This is a genomic window from Aeromonas sp. ASNIH2 (genome assembly GCF_002934795.1).
Classification (GTDB): Bacteria; Pseudomonadota; Gammaproteobacteria; order Enterobacterales; family Aeromonadaceae; genus Aeromonas; species Aeromonas caviae.
In genome coordinates, this window is the sequence record NZ_CP026406.1 from 1,398,635 (window position 1) to 1,415,385 (window position 16,751).

Consider the following 16,751-nt stretch of genomic DNA (forward strand, 5'->3'; position numbering starts at 1 on the left):
GACAGAAAAGGCGGCTGTGACGCCGCCTGAAGACAGTCGATGGCGGGCCGGCCAGCCTGCCTTGCTACTTCGGACCCGGCTTACTCTTGCGGTACCACCTTGCCGATGAAAGGCAGGTTACGGTACTTCTGGGCGTAGTCAATGCCACAGCCCACCACGAACTCGTCCGGGATGGAGAAACCAAGCCAGTCCACCGGTACCTGAACCTCGCGGCGGGACGGTTTGTCCAGCAGGGTGCAGATGGCCAGGGATTTCGGCTCGCGCAGGGAGAGGATCTCGCGCACCTTGTTGAGGGTGTAACCGGTGTCGATGATGTCCTCCACGATCACCACGTCCTTGCCTTTGATGTCGTCATCCAGATCCTTGAGGATGCGCACGTCACGGGTGCTGTGCATACCGGAGCCGTAGCTGGAGGCAGTCATAAAGTCCAGGGTGATGGGCAATTGGCACTGACGGCAGAGATCCGCCAGGAAGACGCAGGAGCCGCGCAGCAGGCCTATCATGACCACTTCCTCGGAGCCCTGGTAACGGGCGGTAATCTCTTCACCCAGCGTGGCGATCCGGGCTGCAACCTCGGCCTCGGGGATCATCACCTCGACAATGTGTTTCATCACATACTCCAATAATGACCAAAGGGTTATTGGCCGTTCATTAACGTCAAAACCGAGGATTCTACCACTCCAACCAGTGGGCGTCAGGCATACGTGATGCTTTTATCGGCTTATTTTAATTGATAGAGTTAGCAAGCCTTCGGGCATTATCGGTGACAATACTATAAACACCATAATCAATAACTATTAGATGAAAAAACTATGGAACCACGCGCAGAAATAAGACGTCGAACCCGGCTTTCGCCGGAGGCTCGCCGTGATCAATTGATGGAGTGTGCCGTCGAGGTATTTTCCCGTCGCGGCATCGGCCGTGCGGGGCATGCCGAGATAGCCGAACAGGCAAAGGTCTCGGTTGCGACCGTTTTTAACTATTTCAATACTCGTGAAGATCTGGTCGACGAAGTGCTGACAGAAATCGAAGCCTTCGTACAGCAGATCCTCGAACAGGCCTACAACGGTCAGGGCTCCGCCAGGGAGAGCATTCACCGCCACGTGAAGCTGTTCGTTGACGCCGCCTATGACAAGCCCGATCACGCCAGCATCTGGCTGGAGTGGAGCTCCTCGGTGCGGGAAGAAGTGTGGCCTCGCTACACCCGGCTGCTGGACAAGGCGCTGGAGCGCATTGCCCCCCACCTGCAACGGGCCATCGACAACGGCGAGATCCAGAGCGTGCTGTCGGCGCAGGATCTGGCCCGCTCCCTGACCGGTTTTGGCTATGTGATGATGCAGATGATCAATCAGCCGCAGCGTCCGAGCCGGGAAGAGGTGACGGATTTCCTGTTCAAGTACGTGACGGCCCCCATCCAGGCCAGCTGACTCGCGCAGATGTTGACAAAGCGGCGCCGGGCTTTACGCCCGGCGCCGCTTTTTTGTCCGCTCCCCACCGTATCAGTGGCTGGCATAACCCCAGCGACTGGTCAACTCATGCTCGACACCCAGGTGGTCGAGGATGCGGGCGACCATGAAGTCCACCAGATCCTCGATGCTTTTGGGTTCATGGTAGAACCCTGGCGCCGCCGGCATGATGGTCACGCCAAGACGGGCAAGCTTGAGCATGTTCTCCAGATGGATCGCCGAGAAGGGGCTCTCCCGGGGCACCAGAATCAGCTGGCCCCGCTCCTTGATCACCACGTCCGCCGCGCGCTCCAGCAGGTTGTCCGAGGTGCCGTTGGCAATGGCCGAGACGGTGCCCATGGAGCAGGGGCAGACCACCATCTGTTTGGGGGCCGCCGAGCCGGAAGCCACCGGCGAGAACCACTCCTCCTTGCCACAGGCGACGATCTGACCCTCTTTGGCACCATAATGGCGACAGAGGTACGCCGACAGCTCCTTGGGGGAGCCCGGCCAATCCTGCTGCTGCTCGGTCTTGAGCACAACCCTGGCCGCCGAGGAGGCGAGCAGGAAGACCCGATAGTCCGCCAGCACCAGGCATTTCAGCAGGCGCAGGGCATAGGGAGCGCCGGAGGCGCCGGTCAGCGCCAGGGTGATGGCCTTGTTCATGATGCGCTCTGCAGCTCCTTGAGGCGGGCGATCAGCTTGTCGTGAATGCCGCCGAACCCGCCGTTGCTCATGATCAGAATATGATCCCCTGGGCGGCTCTCGGCCACCAGGGCGCCAATCAGGGCATCAAGGACCTCGAATACCCGGGCAGGCCGGGTCATGTGGCCCGTCACCTCCCCCAGATCCCAGCCGATGTTGGGGGGCTGGAAGAAGAACACCTCGTCGGCACCGTCGAAGCAACCGGCCAGCTCCTCCTTGTGAACCCCGAGCTTCATGGTGTTGGAGCGGGGCTCCAGCACCGCCAGGATGCGGGCCTTACCCACCTTGGCGCGCAGGCCGCCCAGGGTGGTCTCGATGGCGGTGGGGTGGTGGGCGAAGTCGTCATAGACGCTGATGCCGGCCACTTCCCCTTTCAGCTCCATGCGCCGCTTGGGGGACTTGAACTGGCAGAGGGCGTTGATCCCGTGCTCCACCATGACACCGGCATGACGGGCGGCGGCGATGGCCATCAGACCATTGTTGACGTTGTGCTCTCCGATGCACTCCCAGTGCACCTCCCCCTGTTTTTCACCATCCAGCCACACCTCGAAGGCAGAGCCGTCATCGGCCAGCTTCACCGCCTTCCACTTGGCGTCGTCCTGGCCCACCAGCTCCACCTCGCTCCAACAGCCCATCTCGCGCACGGCGGTAAGGTTGTCATCGCCTTTGGGGAAGAGCACCCGGCCGTTGCTCGGAACGGTGCGCATCAGGTGGTGGAACTGGCGCTGGATGGCGGCGAGATCCGGGAAGATGTCAGCGTGGTCGAACTCCAGGTTGTTCATCACCAGGGTGCGCGGGTGATAGTGGACAAACTTGGATCGCTTGTCGAAGAAGGCGCAGTCATATTCGTCCGCTTCAATCACAAAGAAGGGAGCCGAGCCAAGACGGGCGGAAACCGGGAAGTTGCCCGGCACGCCGCCGATGAGGAAACCGGGTTCCAGCTTGGCATACTCCAGCACCCAGGCCAGCATGCTGGCGGTGGTGGTCTTGCCATGGGTGCCCGCCACGGCCAGCACCCAGCGATCCTTCAGCACGTGCTCCAGCAGCCACTGAGGGCCGGAGATATAGGGCAGATTGCGGTCCAGCACATATTCCACACAGGGGTTGCCACGGCTCATGGCATTGCCGATCACCACCAGATCCGGCGCCGGATCGAGCTGGGAGGGGTCGTAGCCTTCGGTCAGTTCGATGCCCTGTTGCTCGAGCTGGGTGCTCATGGGGGGATAGACGTTGGCGTCGGAGCCGGTCACCCGATAGCCAAGCTGTTTTGCCAACACCGCCAGACCACCCATGAAGGTGCCGCAGATCCCGAGAATGTGAATGTGCATACCGCTGCCTTTTCCAGTAAAGGGAGTGCGCATTCTAGGGTCTGTTGACCCGGTGGCACAAGCCGCGCCCATGGGGAGCGAAGGCATCGGCGCCCGCAGACGACAGAAATCTGGCAAGCGCGGGTAAAAGCCACCCTCCAGCACGCCACCCGGCCCTTGAAATATGGTCATTTGACGGGACATCGCTATAATGTCGGCCTGCAAACTTGACTCCAACACTCAAAGGAAACGTCATGAGCCTGAACCTGGTACCGGCCGGCAAGAGCCTGCCTGACGACATCTACGTCATCATCGAAATCCCGCAGAACGCCGACCCGATCAAATACGAAGTCGACAAGGACAGCGGCGCCATCTTCGTTGACCGTTTCATGTCCACCCCGATGTTCTACCCGTGCAACTACGGTTACGTGAACGCCACCCTGTCCTTGGATGGGGATCCGGTCGACGTGCTGGTTCCGACTCCCTACCCGCTGCTGGCCGGCTCCGTCATCCGCTGCCGCCCGGTCGGCGTGCTGAAGATGACCGACGAATCTGGCGAAGACGCCAAGATCGTGGCCGTACCCCACTCCAAGCTGACCAAGCAGTACGATCACATCCAGGATGTGAACGATCTGCCAGAGCTGCTGAAAGCCCAGATCCAGCACTTTTTCGAGCGCTACAAAGAGCTGGAAGCGGGCAAGTGGGTCAAGGTGGAAGGTTGGGGCGACAAGGCCGCTGCCGAAGCCGAGATCAAGACCTCTGCCGAGCGTTACGCTGCAAAATAAGCGTATTCCTCGCAAAAAGGCGCCTTATGGCGCCTTTTTTATTGGTCGTTGCGGGGACGCTCCGGGGGGATCCCCCTGGATATAGAGGTCGCGCCCGTTTTGCCGATAGGGGCGGTAATAGTCATCACCGCAGCGATATTCCTGACCGGCACCTCCCACCAGATCGCAGTTGACCGGCAGCACCTCCAGCCACTTGATGGCCTGCTGGAAGCGCAGCCACTCCTGCCATTCATGCTCCCGGGCCAGCTGATCCCGCAGGGCGAAGGTATCCGCGCTGGACAATCCCTGATTGACGATGACCTGCCCCGCCAGCGCCGGCGTGGCCACCAATATCAGCAGAAACCGTGAAACAAGCTTCATGATGATTTCCCCCATGACTTATTTCCTGAATTAAATTTAAAGTCAGATCAGATAATTACCAATATATCTGTCACCAGACCAATCCAAATGCCGGTCACTCACCTAGTTGTTTATTATCAACCCAGGCGGAGGCGCACCATGAAACTGGCACAAGGCTTTCTGTGCAGTCTGCTCTTCGGCACCATGGCGCAGGCCAACGAGATCAACCTGAGCTGGCAGTGGCAATCTGCGGATGGTCAGCAAAAGCACCTGCAATTGACGGCAGATGAGCGCACCTTTTCAGCCAGCCGTCACGAGATGACACAGCTCGACACCGCCCTCAACTTCCCGCTGGAAACACTCTACTCCTACATCAGTCCGCGCCTCTACAACAGCATCAACCAGATCAACCAGCACAGCCCGGAGACGGCTACCAAGTTCCGCAACCTGGAACAGGCCTTTACCCTTCACGACAGCAGCCTCGAATCCGCCCAGTTCTGGCAGGCCTACCGGCAATATCAAGAGGACGCCTTCTACGAGATGCGGGTCCAGCCCTGCGTTCACCCGGCCAACCAGAAGCTGCCCTGTGTGCGCCCCAACTACTCCCAGCTGTTCTATCAGTTCAAGGGAGACCTCAAACCCCTGGCACAGCAGTTTTCGGCCAAGGATCTCGCCACCAGCGTCATCCTGCTGCAGGAGTGGCTGAGCGGCATCCCCACCCCGCCCGAGCAGATGGACCACTTCGCTCCGCCCTTGCAGGCCCTGCAGGACAACAAGGCCGACAGCGACGAGAAGGCGCTGCTCATGGCCAGTCTGCTGGCGGAGCTGGCGCCCCAGTACAGCCTCAGCATCATCTATCCGAACATCAGCATCGGCAGCGTCTCGCCGGCCTGGCTCGCCATCACGGCCGACAGCGGCCTTGAGGGGGACACCCTGGTGATCGGCAATCAGCGCCACGTGCTGCTCACCGGTTCTCCCCTGCTGGCCCAGCAGATGACGATGGCCCAGATTCCCTTGATCAGCGAACCGCTCTACTAGCCTCTTCTGACCATCACTTGCTTTTGATGGATGACATGCCATCCTTGCCGCCGTCATTGGGGGGATGGCGCCCATGTTGACAAGATCACCGTCGCACCCTGCATTATTTAACACTTTTTAAACAGATCCGATCAGTTTAGGATGTTCAGGGTCCCATTCCCTCGACCCAAAAATCGTTATAACATCACAAAGGAGTGTCATCCGGATGAAACATCTCGTGCTTACTCTGGCGCTGCTGCCAACCCTGGTCATGGCCCACAACATCAAGGAATCAACCCAGGTGCCGCTGGTCAACATCAGCGACAAGGGGGAGCTGGTGCTCAAGGAGAAGGAGATCAGCTATCAGCCCTGGCAGAGCAAGGTCCTGACCAGCAAGGTCTTCCTGATCCAGCACATCGCGGGTCGCTCCAGCGCCAAGGAGCTCAATGCCCCCATGATCGAGGCGATCAAGGCGGCCAAGCTGCCCCACGACAAGTACCAGACCGTCACCATCATCAATAGCAATGACGCCATCTGGGGAACGTCCGGTTTCGTGAAGAGCAGTGCCGAGGACAGCAAGAAAGAGTTCCCCTGGTCCGCCATGGTGCTGGATGCCAAGGGGATGGCCCGCAACGCCTGGGCGCTCACGCCGGAAAGTTCGGCCATCATACTGCTGGATAAAGAGGGCAAGGTGCTGTTTGCCAAAGATGGCCAGCTCGATGCCGCCGAGATAACCAAGGTGATGGGGCTCATCCAGTCCCATCTCTGAATCAGAGAGAAGGGCGCTGATGGCGCCCTTTCCACAAGGGTCTATGGGTCGTTCCACACTGACAATCTGGGTGTTGCTGCTGGGCTGGTTGTGGATGCAACCGGCGCTGGCACAGCACCCCCTTGAAGCTGCCCTGCCCGATCACAGTCATGCCTGCACCCTCTGCGTCCTGCATCTGGATGGCAAGCTGGCACTGACGCCGACCCCCGTTCTCCCTCCCCTCTCCTCTGGCATCGACCGGTATATCGGCACTCCCCAACCGAGGGCGGCCACCGGCACCACGGGACATCGCCGTATCCGCGCCCCGCCGCCCCTTCATTGTTTCTTTTTTTTGAACCAATCTTTTCTCTATTTATTCAAAAGGATTAACGATGAAAGCAGTCACCCTGTTGCTGGCCGCTGCCGCCTTCGGCGCCCAGGCCCATCACGACGAACACGAAAGCCACAGCCACGGTGCCCATGAGCACGGTCACGGCCACCTCAACCTGGTACTCGACGGCAACCAGCTGATGATCGAGTTGCAGGCCCCTGCCGCCGATCTGGTGGGCTTCGAGCATGCCGCCAACACCGATGAGGAGAAAGCGCAGTATGCCAAGGCGGTGGCCCGCCTCCAGCAGCCCGACGCCCTCTTCCGTTTCGACCCGGCCGCCGGCTGCAAGCTGACCCTGCAAAAGCTGCAGGCCGCCAAGGAAGATCATGACCATGACCATGACCATGACCATGAGCACGAGCACGAGCACGACAAGGCTGATGGCGCTCACGATGAACACCATCACGTCGACGCGGGCCATGCGGACATGGGAGCCATGTACACCTACACCTGCGCTACCCCGGCCAAGCTCACCGGTCTCGAGGCCACCCTGTTCAGCCTCTACCCGAGCCTGGAGAAGCTGAGCGTGCAGGGCATACTGCCCACCGGCCAGACCGCCGCCGAACTGACTCCGTCCGCCAACAAACTGGGCTGGTAACACCATGAAACATGCCGTGGTTGAGATCCGTGATCTGGCCTTTGCCTGGCCGGGTCACGAAGCCGTCCTCGATCTGCCCGCCCTTCGCATCCACGAGGGTGAGCGCGTCTTCATCAAGGGCCCATCGGGTTGTGGCAAGTCCACCCTGCTCGGGTTGCTGGCCGGTATCCAGACCGCCAACCACGGCACCCTGGAGGTGCTGGGCCAGCCATTGGCCCGGCTCTCCGGCCGCGCCCGTGACCAGTTCCGGGCGGCCAATCTGGGGTACATCTTCCAGCAGTTCAATCTGCTGCCGTTTCTCTCGGTGCAGGACAACGTCACCGCTGCCCTCACCTTTTCACCCGCCAAGCGGGCCCGCCTGACAGGGAGCCCCGAGCAGGAGGCGCGCCGCCTGCTGGCAGAACTGCAACTGCCGGATGAGGCGCTCCATCGCCCCGTCCACGCCCTCAGCATCGGCCAGCAGCAGCGGGTTGCCGCCGCCCGCGCCCTGATAGGCTCCCCTCCTCTGGTGATCGCCGACGAGCCCACCTCGGCCCTGGACACCGACAACCGGGCCGCCTTCATCCGGCTGCTGTTCGAGGAGTGCGACAAGCAGGGATCTACCCTGGTCTTCGTCAGTCACGATCCCTATCTGGAGCCCCTCTTCCCCCGGGTGGAGAACCTGCAACAGCTCAACCGGAGGGCGGCATGACCACACGCCATCATCTCGCAGCCCGTCCGGCCATCTCCCCTTCACTGCGGAGGCTTTCATGCTGAAACTCGCCCTGCAAAGTCTCTGGGCCCGTCGCCTCACCGCCGGGCTCACCCTGCTGGCCGTCGCCATCAGCGTCACCCTGCTGCTCGGGGTGGAGCGGGTGCGCAGTCAGGCACGGGACAGCTTCGCCAACACCGTCTCGGGCACCGATCTCATCGTCGGCGCCCGCTCCGGCCAGGTGAACCTGCTGCTCTATTCGGTGTTTCGCATCGGCAACCCCACCAACAACGTGGGCTGGGACTCCTACCAGGCCATCAAGGCCAGGCCCGGCATCGCCTGGACCATCCCCCTCTCCCTTGGCGACTCCCACAAGGGGTTTCGCGTGCTCGGCACCAACGGTGACTACTTCACCCACCTGAAGTACGGCCAGCAGCAGGCGCTCGTCATGCGCGAAGGTCGCCCCTTCGAAACACCGTTTGAAGCGGTGCTGGGTGCCCAGGTGGCCGAAAAGCTCGGCTATCACCTGGATCAATCCATCGTCATCGCCCATGGCGCCGGCAACACCTCGTTCAGCCAGCATGACAACATGCCGTTCAAGGTGGTGGGGATCCTGGCCCCCACCGGCACCCCCATCGATCGCACCATTCATGTGCCGCTGGCGGGCATAGAGGCGATCCACCTGGGCTGGGACACCGGTCGTCACAGCAAGAACGTGACCCCGGAACAGGCGATGGCGCTGGATCTCACCCCCAAGACCATCACCGCCTTCATGGTGGGGCTGAGCAACCGGATCCTGGCGTTCCAGTTGCAGCGCAGCGTCAACACCTATCCCAGGGAGCCCCTGATGGCCATCCTGCCGGGAGCCGCCCTGCAGGAGCTCTGGGGGCTGATGAGCGTGGCGGAGACCGCCCTGTCGGTGATCGCGGGCTTCGTGGTGGTGGCGGGCCTCATCGGCATGCTGACCACCCTGCTCGCCGGCCTCAACGAGCGGCGCCGCGAACTCGCCATTCTGCGCTCGCTGGGGGCGGGCCCTGCCCACCTCTTCCTGCTGCTGGCGCTGGAGGCGATGGCGCTCACCACGGCGGGCATCGCCCTCGGGGTGGCCGCGCTCTATCTCGGTCAGGGGCTTGCTAGCCCCTGGCTGCTCAGCCACTATGGCCTGCAAATGAGCCTGGGTCTGCCGAGCGCCTATGAGTGGCAACTGCTGGGCCTGGTCTGGCTGGCGGGCATGGTGATCGGGCTGCTGCCTGCCGCCCGCGCTTACCGCTACAGCCTGAGCGACGGCATGAGCATTCGCGTCTGACCCGACGCATCCGACCAAGAGAGAAGAACAGATGATGAAGTGGAAAATAGTGGTGCTGCTGGCCAGCCTGCTGGTGCTGCCTGCCATGGCCGCAGATTACAAGACCATCGACTGGGATATCCTCATCCCGGAGGGGGAAAAACTGCTGCCACCGCCCCAGGTCAGCCATGACGGCGACTTCTCCTCGGTGCCCCAGCCGGTGGGGGGCGTCAACAAGAAGCTGGACAATCAGGAGGTGCGGATCCCCGGGTTCGTGGTGCCCCTGGAGGGGGATGCCAAGACCATCACCGCCTTCCTGCTGGTTCCCTACTTCGGCGCCTGCATTCACGTGCCGCCCCCGCCCACCAACCAGGTGATCTACGTGAGCTACCCCAAGGGGGCGCCGGTGGATGACCTCTGGGACGCCATCTGGGTCAAGGGCAAGATGCACACCGTCAGCTCCAGCCACGAGATGGCCACCGCCTCCTACTCCATGGACGCGGTCGAGGTCAGCGTCTACGAAGAGTGAGCCCCTGATGGCCTCCCCCGGGAGGCCATTTTTTTATCCCGTGACGACCCCGGCAAAGGGATTGTTCATGGATCTGGTTGGAGTAACATTCACTACCAGACCTTGCCATCACGGAGCCAGCATGGCTGACCTGCCCCCCAAGAAAGAGAGTTCCATCCTGAGCAGCCAGGAGCAGACCCTGCGCCTGGCCCGCAGCCGCGGCATCGATGGCATGCTCACCCGCAACAGCGACAGCACCTTCGAGCAGCGCGCCACCTTTCGCCAGCTGGCGGAGCAGGCCACCCGCCAGCGCAATCTGGAATCCATCATGGTGATGGCCGCGCGCCACTGCGAAGAGACTGCCGCCGGCGGCGAGATAGACAGCGACTGGCTCACGCGCTTCCTGCAACTGGCCGAAGACATCAGCATGACCCCCATGCAGCAGTTGTGGGGCCGCATCTTCGCCCTGGAAGTGGCGACCCCGGGCCGCTTCTCCATCCGGGCCCTCAACACCCTCAAGGAGATGACCCAGCGCGAAGCCCAGCTGTTCCAGCGCATCTGCGCCCTCTCCTGCCACTACGAGGGCAGCGACGAGCAGCGCCTGCTGCTGGGCATGCACAAGGGGGCCAGCCTGCTCAGTCGCGCCAAGGTCACCCGGATGGGGCTCGGCAAATACCGGGTGCCCTACAGCGCCCTGCTGCTGCTGTGCGATCTCGGGCTGCTGCACCGTGGCGAGCTCGAATCCGGTCCCCTGCCCGCCGACGGGGTCGAGCTGGCCTTTGGCAACCAGCGCTGGCGTCTGCGCCAACGCCAGAGCAACCTCACCCTGCTCTATTACCGGCTCACCCCCATCGGCAACGAGCTTGCCCTGCTGCTGGACGAGCCCCCCCTGGAGGAGTACCTGCAGGATCTGAAGACCCTGCTCTCCACCCATCTGCAGATAGAGACCCAGATACCGGCCCCGGTCAGCGAGCCGGATCTGCCCGCCTGAGGCTGGCGGAGGCCCCTGCCCCGCCTTGCCAAATTGCGAAACCCGCCCCGCCATTGCCAAAACGGCTCCCAAAAAGCGAATCCTGACGGCCGGGGCAGACGCGAGCCCGGGCCATGTTCCCCCCACTACGGGTTTTGAGCGCAAAAGAGACATATAGAGCGCAATTTAAGCGTTTTTGGGCACTCTGGTGTACGAATTGCAACCAGACTCTCTTTCCTCTGTCAGGCAGGAAGTACCATGAGAGTCAATCAACCCGTTACCCAGCGTGAGCGCCTCTACCCGTCGCACCAGAACCTGATTTCCACCACGGATCTGGAGAGCCGCATCACCTATGCCAACGACGAGTTCTGCCAGATAGCCGGCTTCACCCTGGAGGAGCTGCAAGGGGCACCCCACAACCTGGTCCGCCACCCCGACATGCCGCCCCAGGCGTTTGCCGACATGTGGCGCCATCTGCGGGAAGGCAAAAGCTGGATGGGCCCGGTCAAGAACCGCTGCAAGAACGGGGATCACTACTGGGTCAACGCCTTCGTCACCCCCATTCAGGACGCAAGCGGCAAGGTGGTGGAGTACCAGTCGGTGCGCACGGCGCCGGACGACGCGATCAAGCAGCGTGCGGAGCGGGTCTATGAAGAAATGCGCCGCGGCAAGACCCCCCGGCCCTGCGCCTGCCTCCCTGCTGCCACACCCTGGGGATCCACCTCTGCCTGATGGCGCTGCTGGCCAGCCTGGTCACCCTCGGCTATCAGCACGGCCCGGGCTGGCCTCTGCTCATCGGCGCCCTGCCACTGGTAGTTGCGCTCGTCATCTGCCAGACCCTCTCCCGGCGCCTCGCCCGGCTGGAGACCCTGGCCCGCCACCGTTTCGACAACCCCTTGATGCAACTGCTGTATACCGGCCGGGTCGATCGTCTGGCTGCCGTCGAGCTCGCCATGAAGATGAACCAGGCCGAGTTCAATGCGGTGCTGGCCCGCACCCAGCAGACTTGCCAGCAGATCGTGCAGGCGGCGCAGACGGATCTGAACAATGCCGAGTCCATCACCGGCAACCTGCAGCAACAGCAGGCCCAGACCAACCAGGTCGCGACCGCCATCACCGAGATGACGGCGTCCATTCGCGAAGTCTCCCACAGCTCGAGCGCCTCCTCGGACAGCCTGGACAACACCGCCGTGCTGTTTCGGGAGGGCAATCGCAGCGTGCTCGATACCGTGGCGGCGGTGGAAGGGGTTCACGGCGAGCTGCTCACCTCCCGCGCCGTGATAGAGGCGCTGGCCAGCCAGTGCCGCGCCATCGACGGCATCCTGGACGTCATCAACAACATCGCCAACCAGACCAACCTGCTGGCCCTCAATGGGCCTTGTTGCTCAAATCGGGGAACTATCTGTCATCTCGGTGATCTGATCCTGTAGCGCAGTCTCCGAGAGCATCAGATGGGCAAGTCCAAGCACAAGATCAGCAACTGGCAGCAGTACAACCAAGCCTTGGTGCAACGCGGTTCGTTGACCATCTGGATGGACGAACAAGCCATTAAGCAGTGGCATTGCCTGGTCCACCATGGCCGCCGAGGGAGAGGTTTCCACTACAGTGACACCGCCATTGAGACGGCCCTGATGCTAAAAGGCTTGTTCAAGTTGCCGCTGCGGGCGCTAGAAGGCTTCATTAACTCGTTGTTCCAACTGATGGCGGTGCCTTTGCAGTCGCCGGACTATAGCTGTATCAGCAAGCGCGCCAAGACCGTCGACATCAAGTACCGCGTCCCCAGCCAAGGCCCGGTGGCTCACTTGGTCATTGATGCCACCGGCCTCAAGGTCTATGGCGAAGGCGAATGGAAAATTCGCAAACACGGCAAGGAGAAGCGACGAGTGTGGCGCAAGCTCCACTTGGCGGTGGATGCCACAACCCATGCGGTCATCGCTGCCGAAGTCAGCCTGGAGACGGTGGCGGATAACGAGGTGTTACCGACGTTGCTCAACCCCTTACGACGCAAGATAAAACAGGTCAGCGCCGATGGTGCGTATGACACCAAGGCCTGTCATGCGCTACTGAAGAAGAAGGGGGCGAAAGCCACCATACCGCCGAGAAAAAATGCGGCACCGTGGGAGGAAGGCCATCCCCGCAACGAGGCGGTGACGGCGCTCAAGGCCGGTGAACTGAAGCAATGGAAGAAAGACTCCGGCTATCACCAGCGCTCGATAGCCGAGACCGCCATGTACCGGTTCAAGCAACTCATCGGGCCAACGCTGAGCCTGCGGAACTACAACGCCCAGGTGGGCGAAATCCTGGCTGGCGTGAAGGTGATGAACAAGCTGATAGGGCTTGGTATGCCTGTTCGCCAGCCAGTGAATTGAGTGGTATCAACGGGTTGGGGAACGGCCATCCAGCGACGGATTTGATCAACAACGCCCCCTCAATGCGGCCATCGAGGCGGCCCGGGCGGGCGAGTCCGGTCGCGGCTTCTCGGTGGTGGCGGACGAAATCCGCACCCTGGCCATCAAGACCCAATCCTCCACCGGCGATATCCTGCAACAGATAAGCGAACGCCTGTTGCAGGTGACCGCAGGCAGCAACCAGATAGCCCAGGCGGTGCAGGAGCAATCCCTGGTCACCCAGGACATCCACCACAGCGTGCTGGACATCAAGCGTCTGGCCGATGACTCCAGCCAGGGCAGCCGCCACGCCGTGCAGGGGCATCATTGCCCTCGTGAAGCAGCTCGGGGACCTGGAGCGGCTGGTGCGCCAGTTGCATATTCCCACGCATGGCGATCGCTCAATAACATTCATGCCGATCACGTAATAACATCCATGCCGATCACTCAATAACATCCCACGCCGATCACTTTTTACCCTCGATGGGAAACCATGATCGGCATCCATGTTATTGGTGACTTTTTCTCCCCGCTTCGTTAAACCCGCACTTTCCCATCTGCTCCAACAGAGGAACGTGCATGTCTGCGAGGCCTATCACTGTGAGAAAACTCAAAGAAATTCTTCGCCTTAAATATCAGGCTCAACTGGCTCATCGGCAGATCGCCCTCAGCCTGCATATCTCTCCTAGCACCGTATCCTATTACCTCAACCGGGCGGCTCAACTGGGTATCATGACCTGGCCCCTGTCTGAGTCCTGGGATGATGTCTCCCTGGAGCGCGCATTTCTCAAGACCTGCTCTGTCCATAAAACTCAGCACAAACCCACTCCCAACTGGGCCTTGTTGCATCAGGAACTCAAAAAACCAGGTCAAAAAGGCGTGACCCTCGAGCTGCTATGGCAGGAGTACGCCGAGCGCCATCCAGGCTCCCACTACAGCTACAACCACTTCTGTCGGCTCTATAAAGAGTGGGCGGCGCTGCTGCAACCCTCGATGCGGCAGACCCATATTGCGGGCGAAAAACTCTTTGTCGACTACTGCGGCCAGACCATGCCCATTGTCGATCCGCATACCGGCGAGATCCTTTACCGGGCCCAGATCTTTGTCGCCGTGCTGGGGGCCTCCAACTACACCTTTGCCGAGGCCACCCGCTCCCAGCAGCTCGATGACTGGGTGATGAGCCACAAGCGCGCTTTCGAGTTCTTTGGCGGTGTGCCGCAATTGGTGGTACCTGATTGCCTCAAGAGTGCCGTCAGCGTGGCGCGCAATACCGATCCGGATCTCAACCCTACCTACCAGATGCTGGCGGCCCATTTCGGTACGGCGATCATGCCCGCGCGGCCCCGCAAGCCGAAGGATAAGTCCAAGGCGGAGGTGGGCGTGCAGATCGTCACCCGCTGGATCCTGGCGGTGCTGCGTCATGAAACCTTCCATAGCCTGGCCCAGCTCAATCAGCGAATGGGTGAACTGCTGACCCGGCTCAACCAGAAATCCTTCCAGAAGCTGCCTGGCTGCCGTGCCTCACTGTTTGCCGAGCTCGATGCACCGGCGCTCAAGCCGTTGCCGGATTATCCCTATCACTACACCAAAGTAGTGCCGGTGCTGGTTGGTAAGGACTACCACGTCGATCTGGAAAAGCACTATTACTCAGTGCCCTATGCCTTGCAGGGCAAGCGGCTGGAGGCGCATCTGGCCGAGCATACCGTCACGCTGTACCACGCGGGCAAGATCGTGGCCGAACACCAGCGGAGTCATCACAAAGGCCAGCACAGCAGCCTGCGTGAACACATGCCCGCGCATCATCAGGCACTGCTGGAGTGGTCGCCAGAGCGACTGCTTGGCTGGGCGGCGTCCATCGGCCCCTACACCACGCATTGGGTGGATGGCTTTATCCGGCAGGCAGAGCATTCGACGCAAGCGGTGCGCCCTTGCCTGGCCTTGCTGGGGCAGAGCAAAACCTATGGCAAGGAGCGGCTGGAAGCGGCCTGCCTCCGGGGGCACCTGACCGGCGCCAACCGGCTGCACAACATCCGCAGCATGCTCAAGCATGGCCTGGAGGAGCAACAACTCATTGCCAACGAGCGACAGGATCCGCTGCAAGACATCCGTCATGACAATGTCCATGGCGAGCACTACTTCCACTAACCCCACGGATCAGGAGAAGCCGATGCAATTACACCTCGATGAACAACTAAGCCGCCTGCACTTGAGCGGCATGAAACAGGCTCTGAACCAGCAGCAGGCCCAGAGCATGCTGTACCTGGATATGGGTTTTGAAGAGCGGCTGCAACTATTACTGAGCCATGAGCTGGTGCAGCGGGAGCAGAGGAAAACCAACCGCCTGGAGAAGCAAGCCCGGTTCCGGCTAGCCGGACAGGTGGAGCAGCTCGACTATCGGGCGGGTCGAGGCGTGAGCAAAGCGCAGATCCGCCAACTGCTGGAAGGACACTGGCTGAGTCATCAACAAAACCTGCTGCTAACGGGCGCGGCAGGCTGTGGCAAGAGTTACCTGGCGTGTGCCCTGGGCCGTTACTTTATCCGGCAAGGAGTGGGCGTGCGGTATTACCGGCTGAAAACCCTACTTGAAGAGATGCGACTGGCCCAAGCGGATGGCAGCTATCCGAAACTGCTGGAGCGGGTAAGCAACATAGGGGTACTGATCCTGGATGACTGGGGCATGGAGATGCTGGACGCGAGCGAACGCAGCAACCTGCTGGAGATCATCGATACCCGCTACGGCAACGTCTCAACGATAGTGGCGAGCCAATTGCCGGTGGAGAAGTGGTACGGGATGATCGGAGAGGCAACCTTCGCCGAGGCGATCTTGGACCGACTGATCCACAGAGCGGTGCGCGTGACCTTAACGGGAGAATCGATGAGAAAACAGGGCGCCAACTTGACCGATGCCGATCAGGCGGAGTAAAAGGAAGACGCTATAAACGCGGGCAGAAAAAAAGTGATCGGCATGATGTTATTGGCTGATCGACATGATGTTATTAGCCACCAGTTTCAGCAGCATCCCGCCACCCGGCCAACCAGCACCGCCCTGACCAGCGGCCAGCCCCTGCTCGCCCGCTAAGCCTTCACGGAGGAAACCAGACCCAAAGACCGTGCGCTAACAATAAAAACGGGCCCCTGCCGTCACCGGCAGCGGGCCCCTCTTTTGGGTGGTGCATGGGCGTCTGAGCGGGTTTCAAATTCGAGTCCTCGACTGAACCCGCGGGTCTTTCGCCCCCTCCCAACCACCTGCTTGTCCGTGCCAGGCCGACCCTCTCGACTGCACCGCATGGCCCTCGGCAGGGCAATGACCTCGCTCACTCCCCCATCCATACACCGTGAATCGTGGGCCTTGAGCGTTGAACGTTGAACGTTGAGCGTTGAGCGTTGAGCGTTGAGCGTTGAGCGGGAAAACGTTGCGCCTTGAGATCCCTCTTATCCAACCTGCCGCAGGCCCCGCTGCCCCCCAATTTATTGATCTTGCCCGAGAAATCACCCGATCCCCCTTCCCTAACCAGCTCCGTTCGGTAACATGGCAATCGGGATCACCTCTTGTCGGAGTCAGCCATGAACCAGAC

General features: G+C 61.1%; 16 protein-coding genes and 2 pseudogenes. 14 read left to right on the top strand and 4 right to left on the bottom strand.

Going from position 1 to position 16,751, the window contains the following annotated elements:
• Window positions 1–80: 80 nt before the first annotated feature.
• A complete protein-coding gene (gene hpt / locus C3F36_RS06355) occupies window positions 81–611 on the bottom strand; it encodes a hypoxanthine phosphoribosyltransferase (protein ID WP_010675579.1) in 531 nt (176 codons plus the stop codon).
• Window positions 612–812: 201 nt separating this feature from the next.
• Between hpt and C3F36_RS06360 the strand changes: the two genes are divergently transcribed.
• The gene (locus C3F36_RS06360) at window positions 813–1,427 is read left to right on the top strand and encodes a TetR/AcrR family transcriptional regulator (protein ID WP_029314803.1); all 615 of its coding nucleotides are present in this window, start codon (window positions 813–815) and stop codon (window positions 1,425–1,427) included.
• Window positions 1,428–1,499: 72 nt separating this feature from the next.
• Here the strand turns inward: C3F36_RS06360 and C3F36_RS06365 are convergent, their stop codons facing one another.
• The gene (locus tag C3F36_RS06365; protein ID WP_104454727.1) at window positions 1,500–2,111 is read right to left on the bottom strand and encodes a flavin prenyltransferase UbiX; all 612 of its coding nucleotides are present in this window, start codon (window positions 2,109–2,111) and stop codon (window positions 1,500–1,502) included.
• The gene (mpl, locus tag C3F36_RS06370) at window positions 2,108–3,478 is read right to left on the bottom strand and encodes a UDP-N-acetylmuramate:L-alanyl-gamma-D-glutamyl-meso-diaminopimelate ligase (RefSeq protein WP_104454728.1); all 1,371 of its coding nucleotides are present in this window, start codon (window positions 3,476–3,478) and stop codon (window positions 2,108–2,110) included. The genes C3F36_RS06365 and mpl overlap by 4 nt, the downstream gene beginning before the upstream one ends.
• A gap of 233 nt (window positions 3,479–3,711) precedes the next feature.
• Here mpl and ppa point away from each other — a divergent pair, with 233 nt between their 5' ends.
• Window positions 3,712–4,242: an inorganic diphosphatase gene (gene ppa, locus C3F36_RS06375; RefSeq protein ID WP_005335667.1), complete on the top strand. Its 531-nt coding sequence runs from the start codon at window positions 3,712–3,714 to the stop codon at window positions 4,240–4,242.
• Between the two features lie 24 nt (window positions 4,243–4,266).
• Here the strand turns inward: ppa and C3F36_RS06380 are convergent, their stop codons facing one another.
• Window positions 4,267–4,617 (bottom strand): hypothetical protein, encoded by a 351-nt coding sequence (locus C3F36_RS06380; protein ID WP_010675583.1) that lies wholly within the window; start codon window positions 4,615–4,617, stop codon window positions 4,267–4,269.
• A 123-nt stretch (window positions 4,618–4,740) separates the two neighbouring features.
• On the opposite strand from C3F36_RS06380, the gene C3F36_RS06385 reads away from it, so the two are divergent.
• The 12 genes and pseudogenes from C3F36_RS06385 (at window position 4,741) to istB (ending at window position 16,099) form a co-directional block, all read left to right on the top strand.
• Window positions 4,741–5,619 (top strand): hypothetical protein, encoded by an 879-nt coding sequence (locus tag C3F36_RS06385; protein WP_042880471.1) that lies wholly within the window; start codon window positions 4,741–4,743, stop codon window positions 5,617–5,619.
• A 205-nt stretch (window positions 5,620–5,824) separates the two neighbouring features.
• Entirely contained in the window at window positions 5,825–6,367 is a 543-nt protein-coding gene (locus tag C3F36_RS06390) for a YtfJ family protein (protein WP_104454729.1), read from the top strand.
• Between the two features lie 371 nt (window positions 6,368–6,738).
• On the top strand, window positions 6,739–7,335 hold the full coding sequence (locus C3F36_RS06400) for a DUF2796 domain-containing protein (protein ID WP_104454731.1): 597 nt from the start codon (window positions 6,739–6,741) through the stop codon (window positions 7,333–7,335).
• Between the two features lie 4 nt (window positions 7,336–7,339).
• Window positions 7,340–8,026 (top strand): ABC transporter ATP-binding protein, encoded by a 687-nt coding sequence (locus C3F36_RS06405; protein ID WP_039040841.1) that lies wholly within the window; start codon window positions 7,340–7,342, stop codon window positions 8,024–8,026.
• 58 nt (window positions 8,027–8,084) lie between these two features.
• Complete coding sequence (locus tag C3F36_RS06410) at window positions 8,085–9,332, top strand: ABC transporter permease (RefSeq protein ID WP_052815241.1); 1,248 nt, start codon at window positions 8,085–8,087, stop codon at window positions 9,330–9,332.
• Window positions 9,333–9,363: 31 nt separating this feature from the next.
• Entirely contained in the window at window positions 9,364–9,840 is a 477-nt protein-coding gene (locus C3F36_RS06415) for a DUF3299 domain-containing protein (RefSeq protein WP_104454732.1), read from the top strand.
• 121 nt (window positions 9,841–9,961) lie between these two features.
• Entirely contained in the window at window positions 9,962–10,810 is an 849-nt protein-coding gene (locus C3F36_RS06420) for a TIGR03899 family protein (protein WP_041213881.1), read from the top strand.
• Window positions 10,811–11,047: 237 nt separating this feature from the next.
• A pseudogene (locus C3F36_RS24085) lies at window positions 11,048–12,162 on the top strand (methyl-accepting chemotaxis protein); the annotation flags it as partial.
• Between the two features lie 78 nt (window positions 12,163–12,240).
• Window positions 12,241–13,158: an IS5 family transposase gene (locus tag C3F36_RS06430; protein WP_104454370.1), complete on the top strand. Its 918-nt coding sequence runs from the start codon at window positions 12,241–12,243 to the stop codon at window positions 13,156–13,158.
• A 58-nt stretch (window positions 13,159–13,216) separates the two neighbouring features.
• A pseudogene (locus C3F36_RS06435) lies at window positions 13,217–13,630 on the top strand (methyl-accepting chemotaxis protein); the annotation flags it as partial.
• Window positions 13,631–13,755: 125 nt separating this feature from the next.
• Window positions 13,756–15,321 (top strand): IS21-like element ISAs27 family transposase, encoded by a 1,566-nt coding sequence (gene istA / locus C3F36_RS06440; protein ID WP_043851823.1) that lies wholly within the window; start codon window positions 13,756–13,758, stop codon window positions 15,319–15,321.
• Window positions 15,322–15,343: 22 nt separating this feature from the next.
• Window positions 15,344–16,099: an IS21-like element ISAs27 family helper ATPase IstB gene (istB, locus tag C3F36_RS06445; RefSeq protein WP_043851824.1), complete on the top strand. Its 756-nt coding sequence runs from the start codon at window positions 15,344–15,346 to the stop codon at window positions 16,097–16,099.
• The last annotated feature ends 652 nt before the right edge of the window (window positions 16,100–16,751 follow it).

Coding starts and splice junctions, on each gene's coding strand:
- hpt (WP_010675579.1), bottom strand. CDS start 611: ATGAAACACATTGTCGAGGTGATGATCCCCGAGGCCGAGGTTGCAGCC.
- C3F36_RS06360 (WP_029314803.1), top strand. CDS start 813: ATGGAACCACGCGCAGAAATAAGACGTCGAACCCGGCTTTCGCCGGAG.
- C3F36_RS06365 (WP_104454727.1), bottom strand. CDS start 2,111: ATGAACAAGGCCATCACCCTGGCGCTGACCGGCGCCTCCGGCGCTCCC.
- mpl (WP_104454728.1), bottom strand. CDS start 3,478: ATGCACATTCACATTCTCGGGATCTGCGGCACCTTCATGGGTGGTCTG.
- ppa (WP_005335667.1), top strand. CDS start 3,712: ATGAGCCTGAACCTGGTACCGGCCGGCAAGAGCCTGCCTGACGACATC.
- C3F36_RS06380 (WP_010675583.1), bottom strand. CDS start 4,617: ATGGGGGAAATCATCATGAAGCTTGTTTCACGGTTTCTGCTGATATTG.
- C3F36_RS06385 (WP_042880471.1), top strand. CDS start 4,741: ATGAAACTGGCACAAGGCTTTCTGTGCAGTCTGCTCTTCGGCACCATG.
- C3F36_RS06390 (WP_104454729.1), top strand. CDS start 5,825: ATGAAACATCTCGTGCTTACTCTGGCGCTGCTGCCAACCCTGGTCATG.
- C3F36_RS06400 (WP_104454731.1), top strand. CDS start 6,739: ATGAAAGCAGTCACCCTGTTGCTGGCCGCTGCCGCCTTCGGCGCCCAG.
- C3F36_RS06405 (WP_039040841.1), top strand. CDS start 7,340: ATGAAACATGCCGTGGTTGAGATCCGTGATCTGGCCTTTGCCTGGCCG.
- C3F36_RS06410 (WP_052815241.1), top strand. CDS start 8,085: ATGCTGAAACTCGCCCTGCAAAGTCTCTGGGCCCGTCGCCTCACCGCC.
- C3F36_RS06415 (WP_104454732.1), top strand. CDS start 9,364: ATGATGAAGTGGAAAATAGTGGTGCTGCTGGCCAGCCTGCTGGTGCTG.
- C3F36_RS06420 (WP_041213881.1), top strand. CDS start 9,962: ATGGCTGACCTGCCCCCCAAGAAAGAGAGTTCCATCCTGAGCAGCCAG.
- C3F36_RS06430 (WP_104454370.1), top strand. CDS start 12,241: ATGGGCAAGTCCAAGCACAAGATCAGCAACTGGCAGCAGTACAACCAA.
- istA (WP_043851823.1), top strand. CDS start 13,756: ATGTCTGCGAGGCCTATCACTGTGAGAAAACTCAAAGAAATTCTTCGC.
- istB (WP_043851824.1), top strand. CDS start 15,344: ATGCAATTACACCTCGATGAACAACTAAGCCGCCTGCACTTGAGCGGC.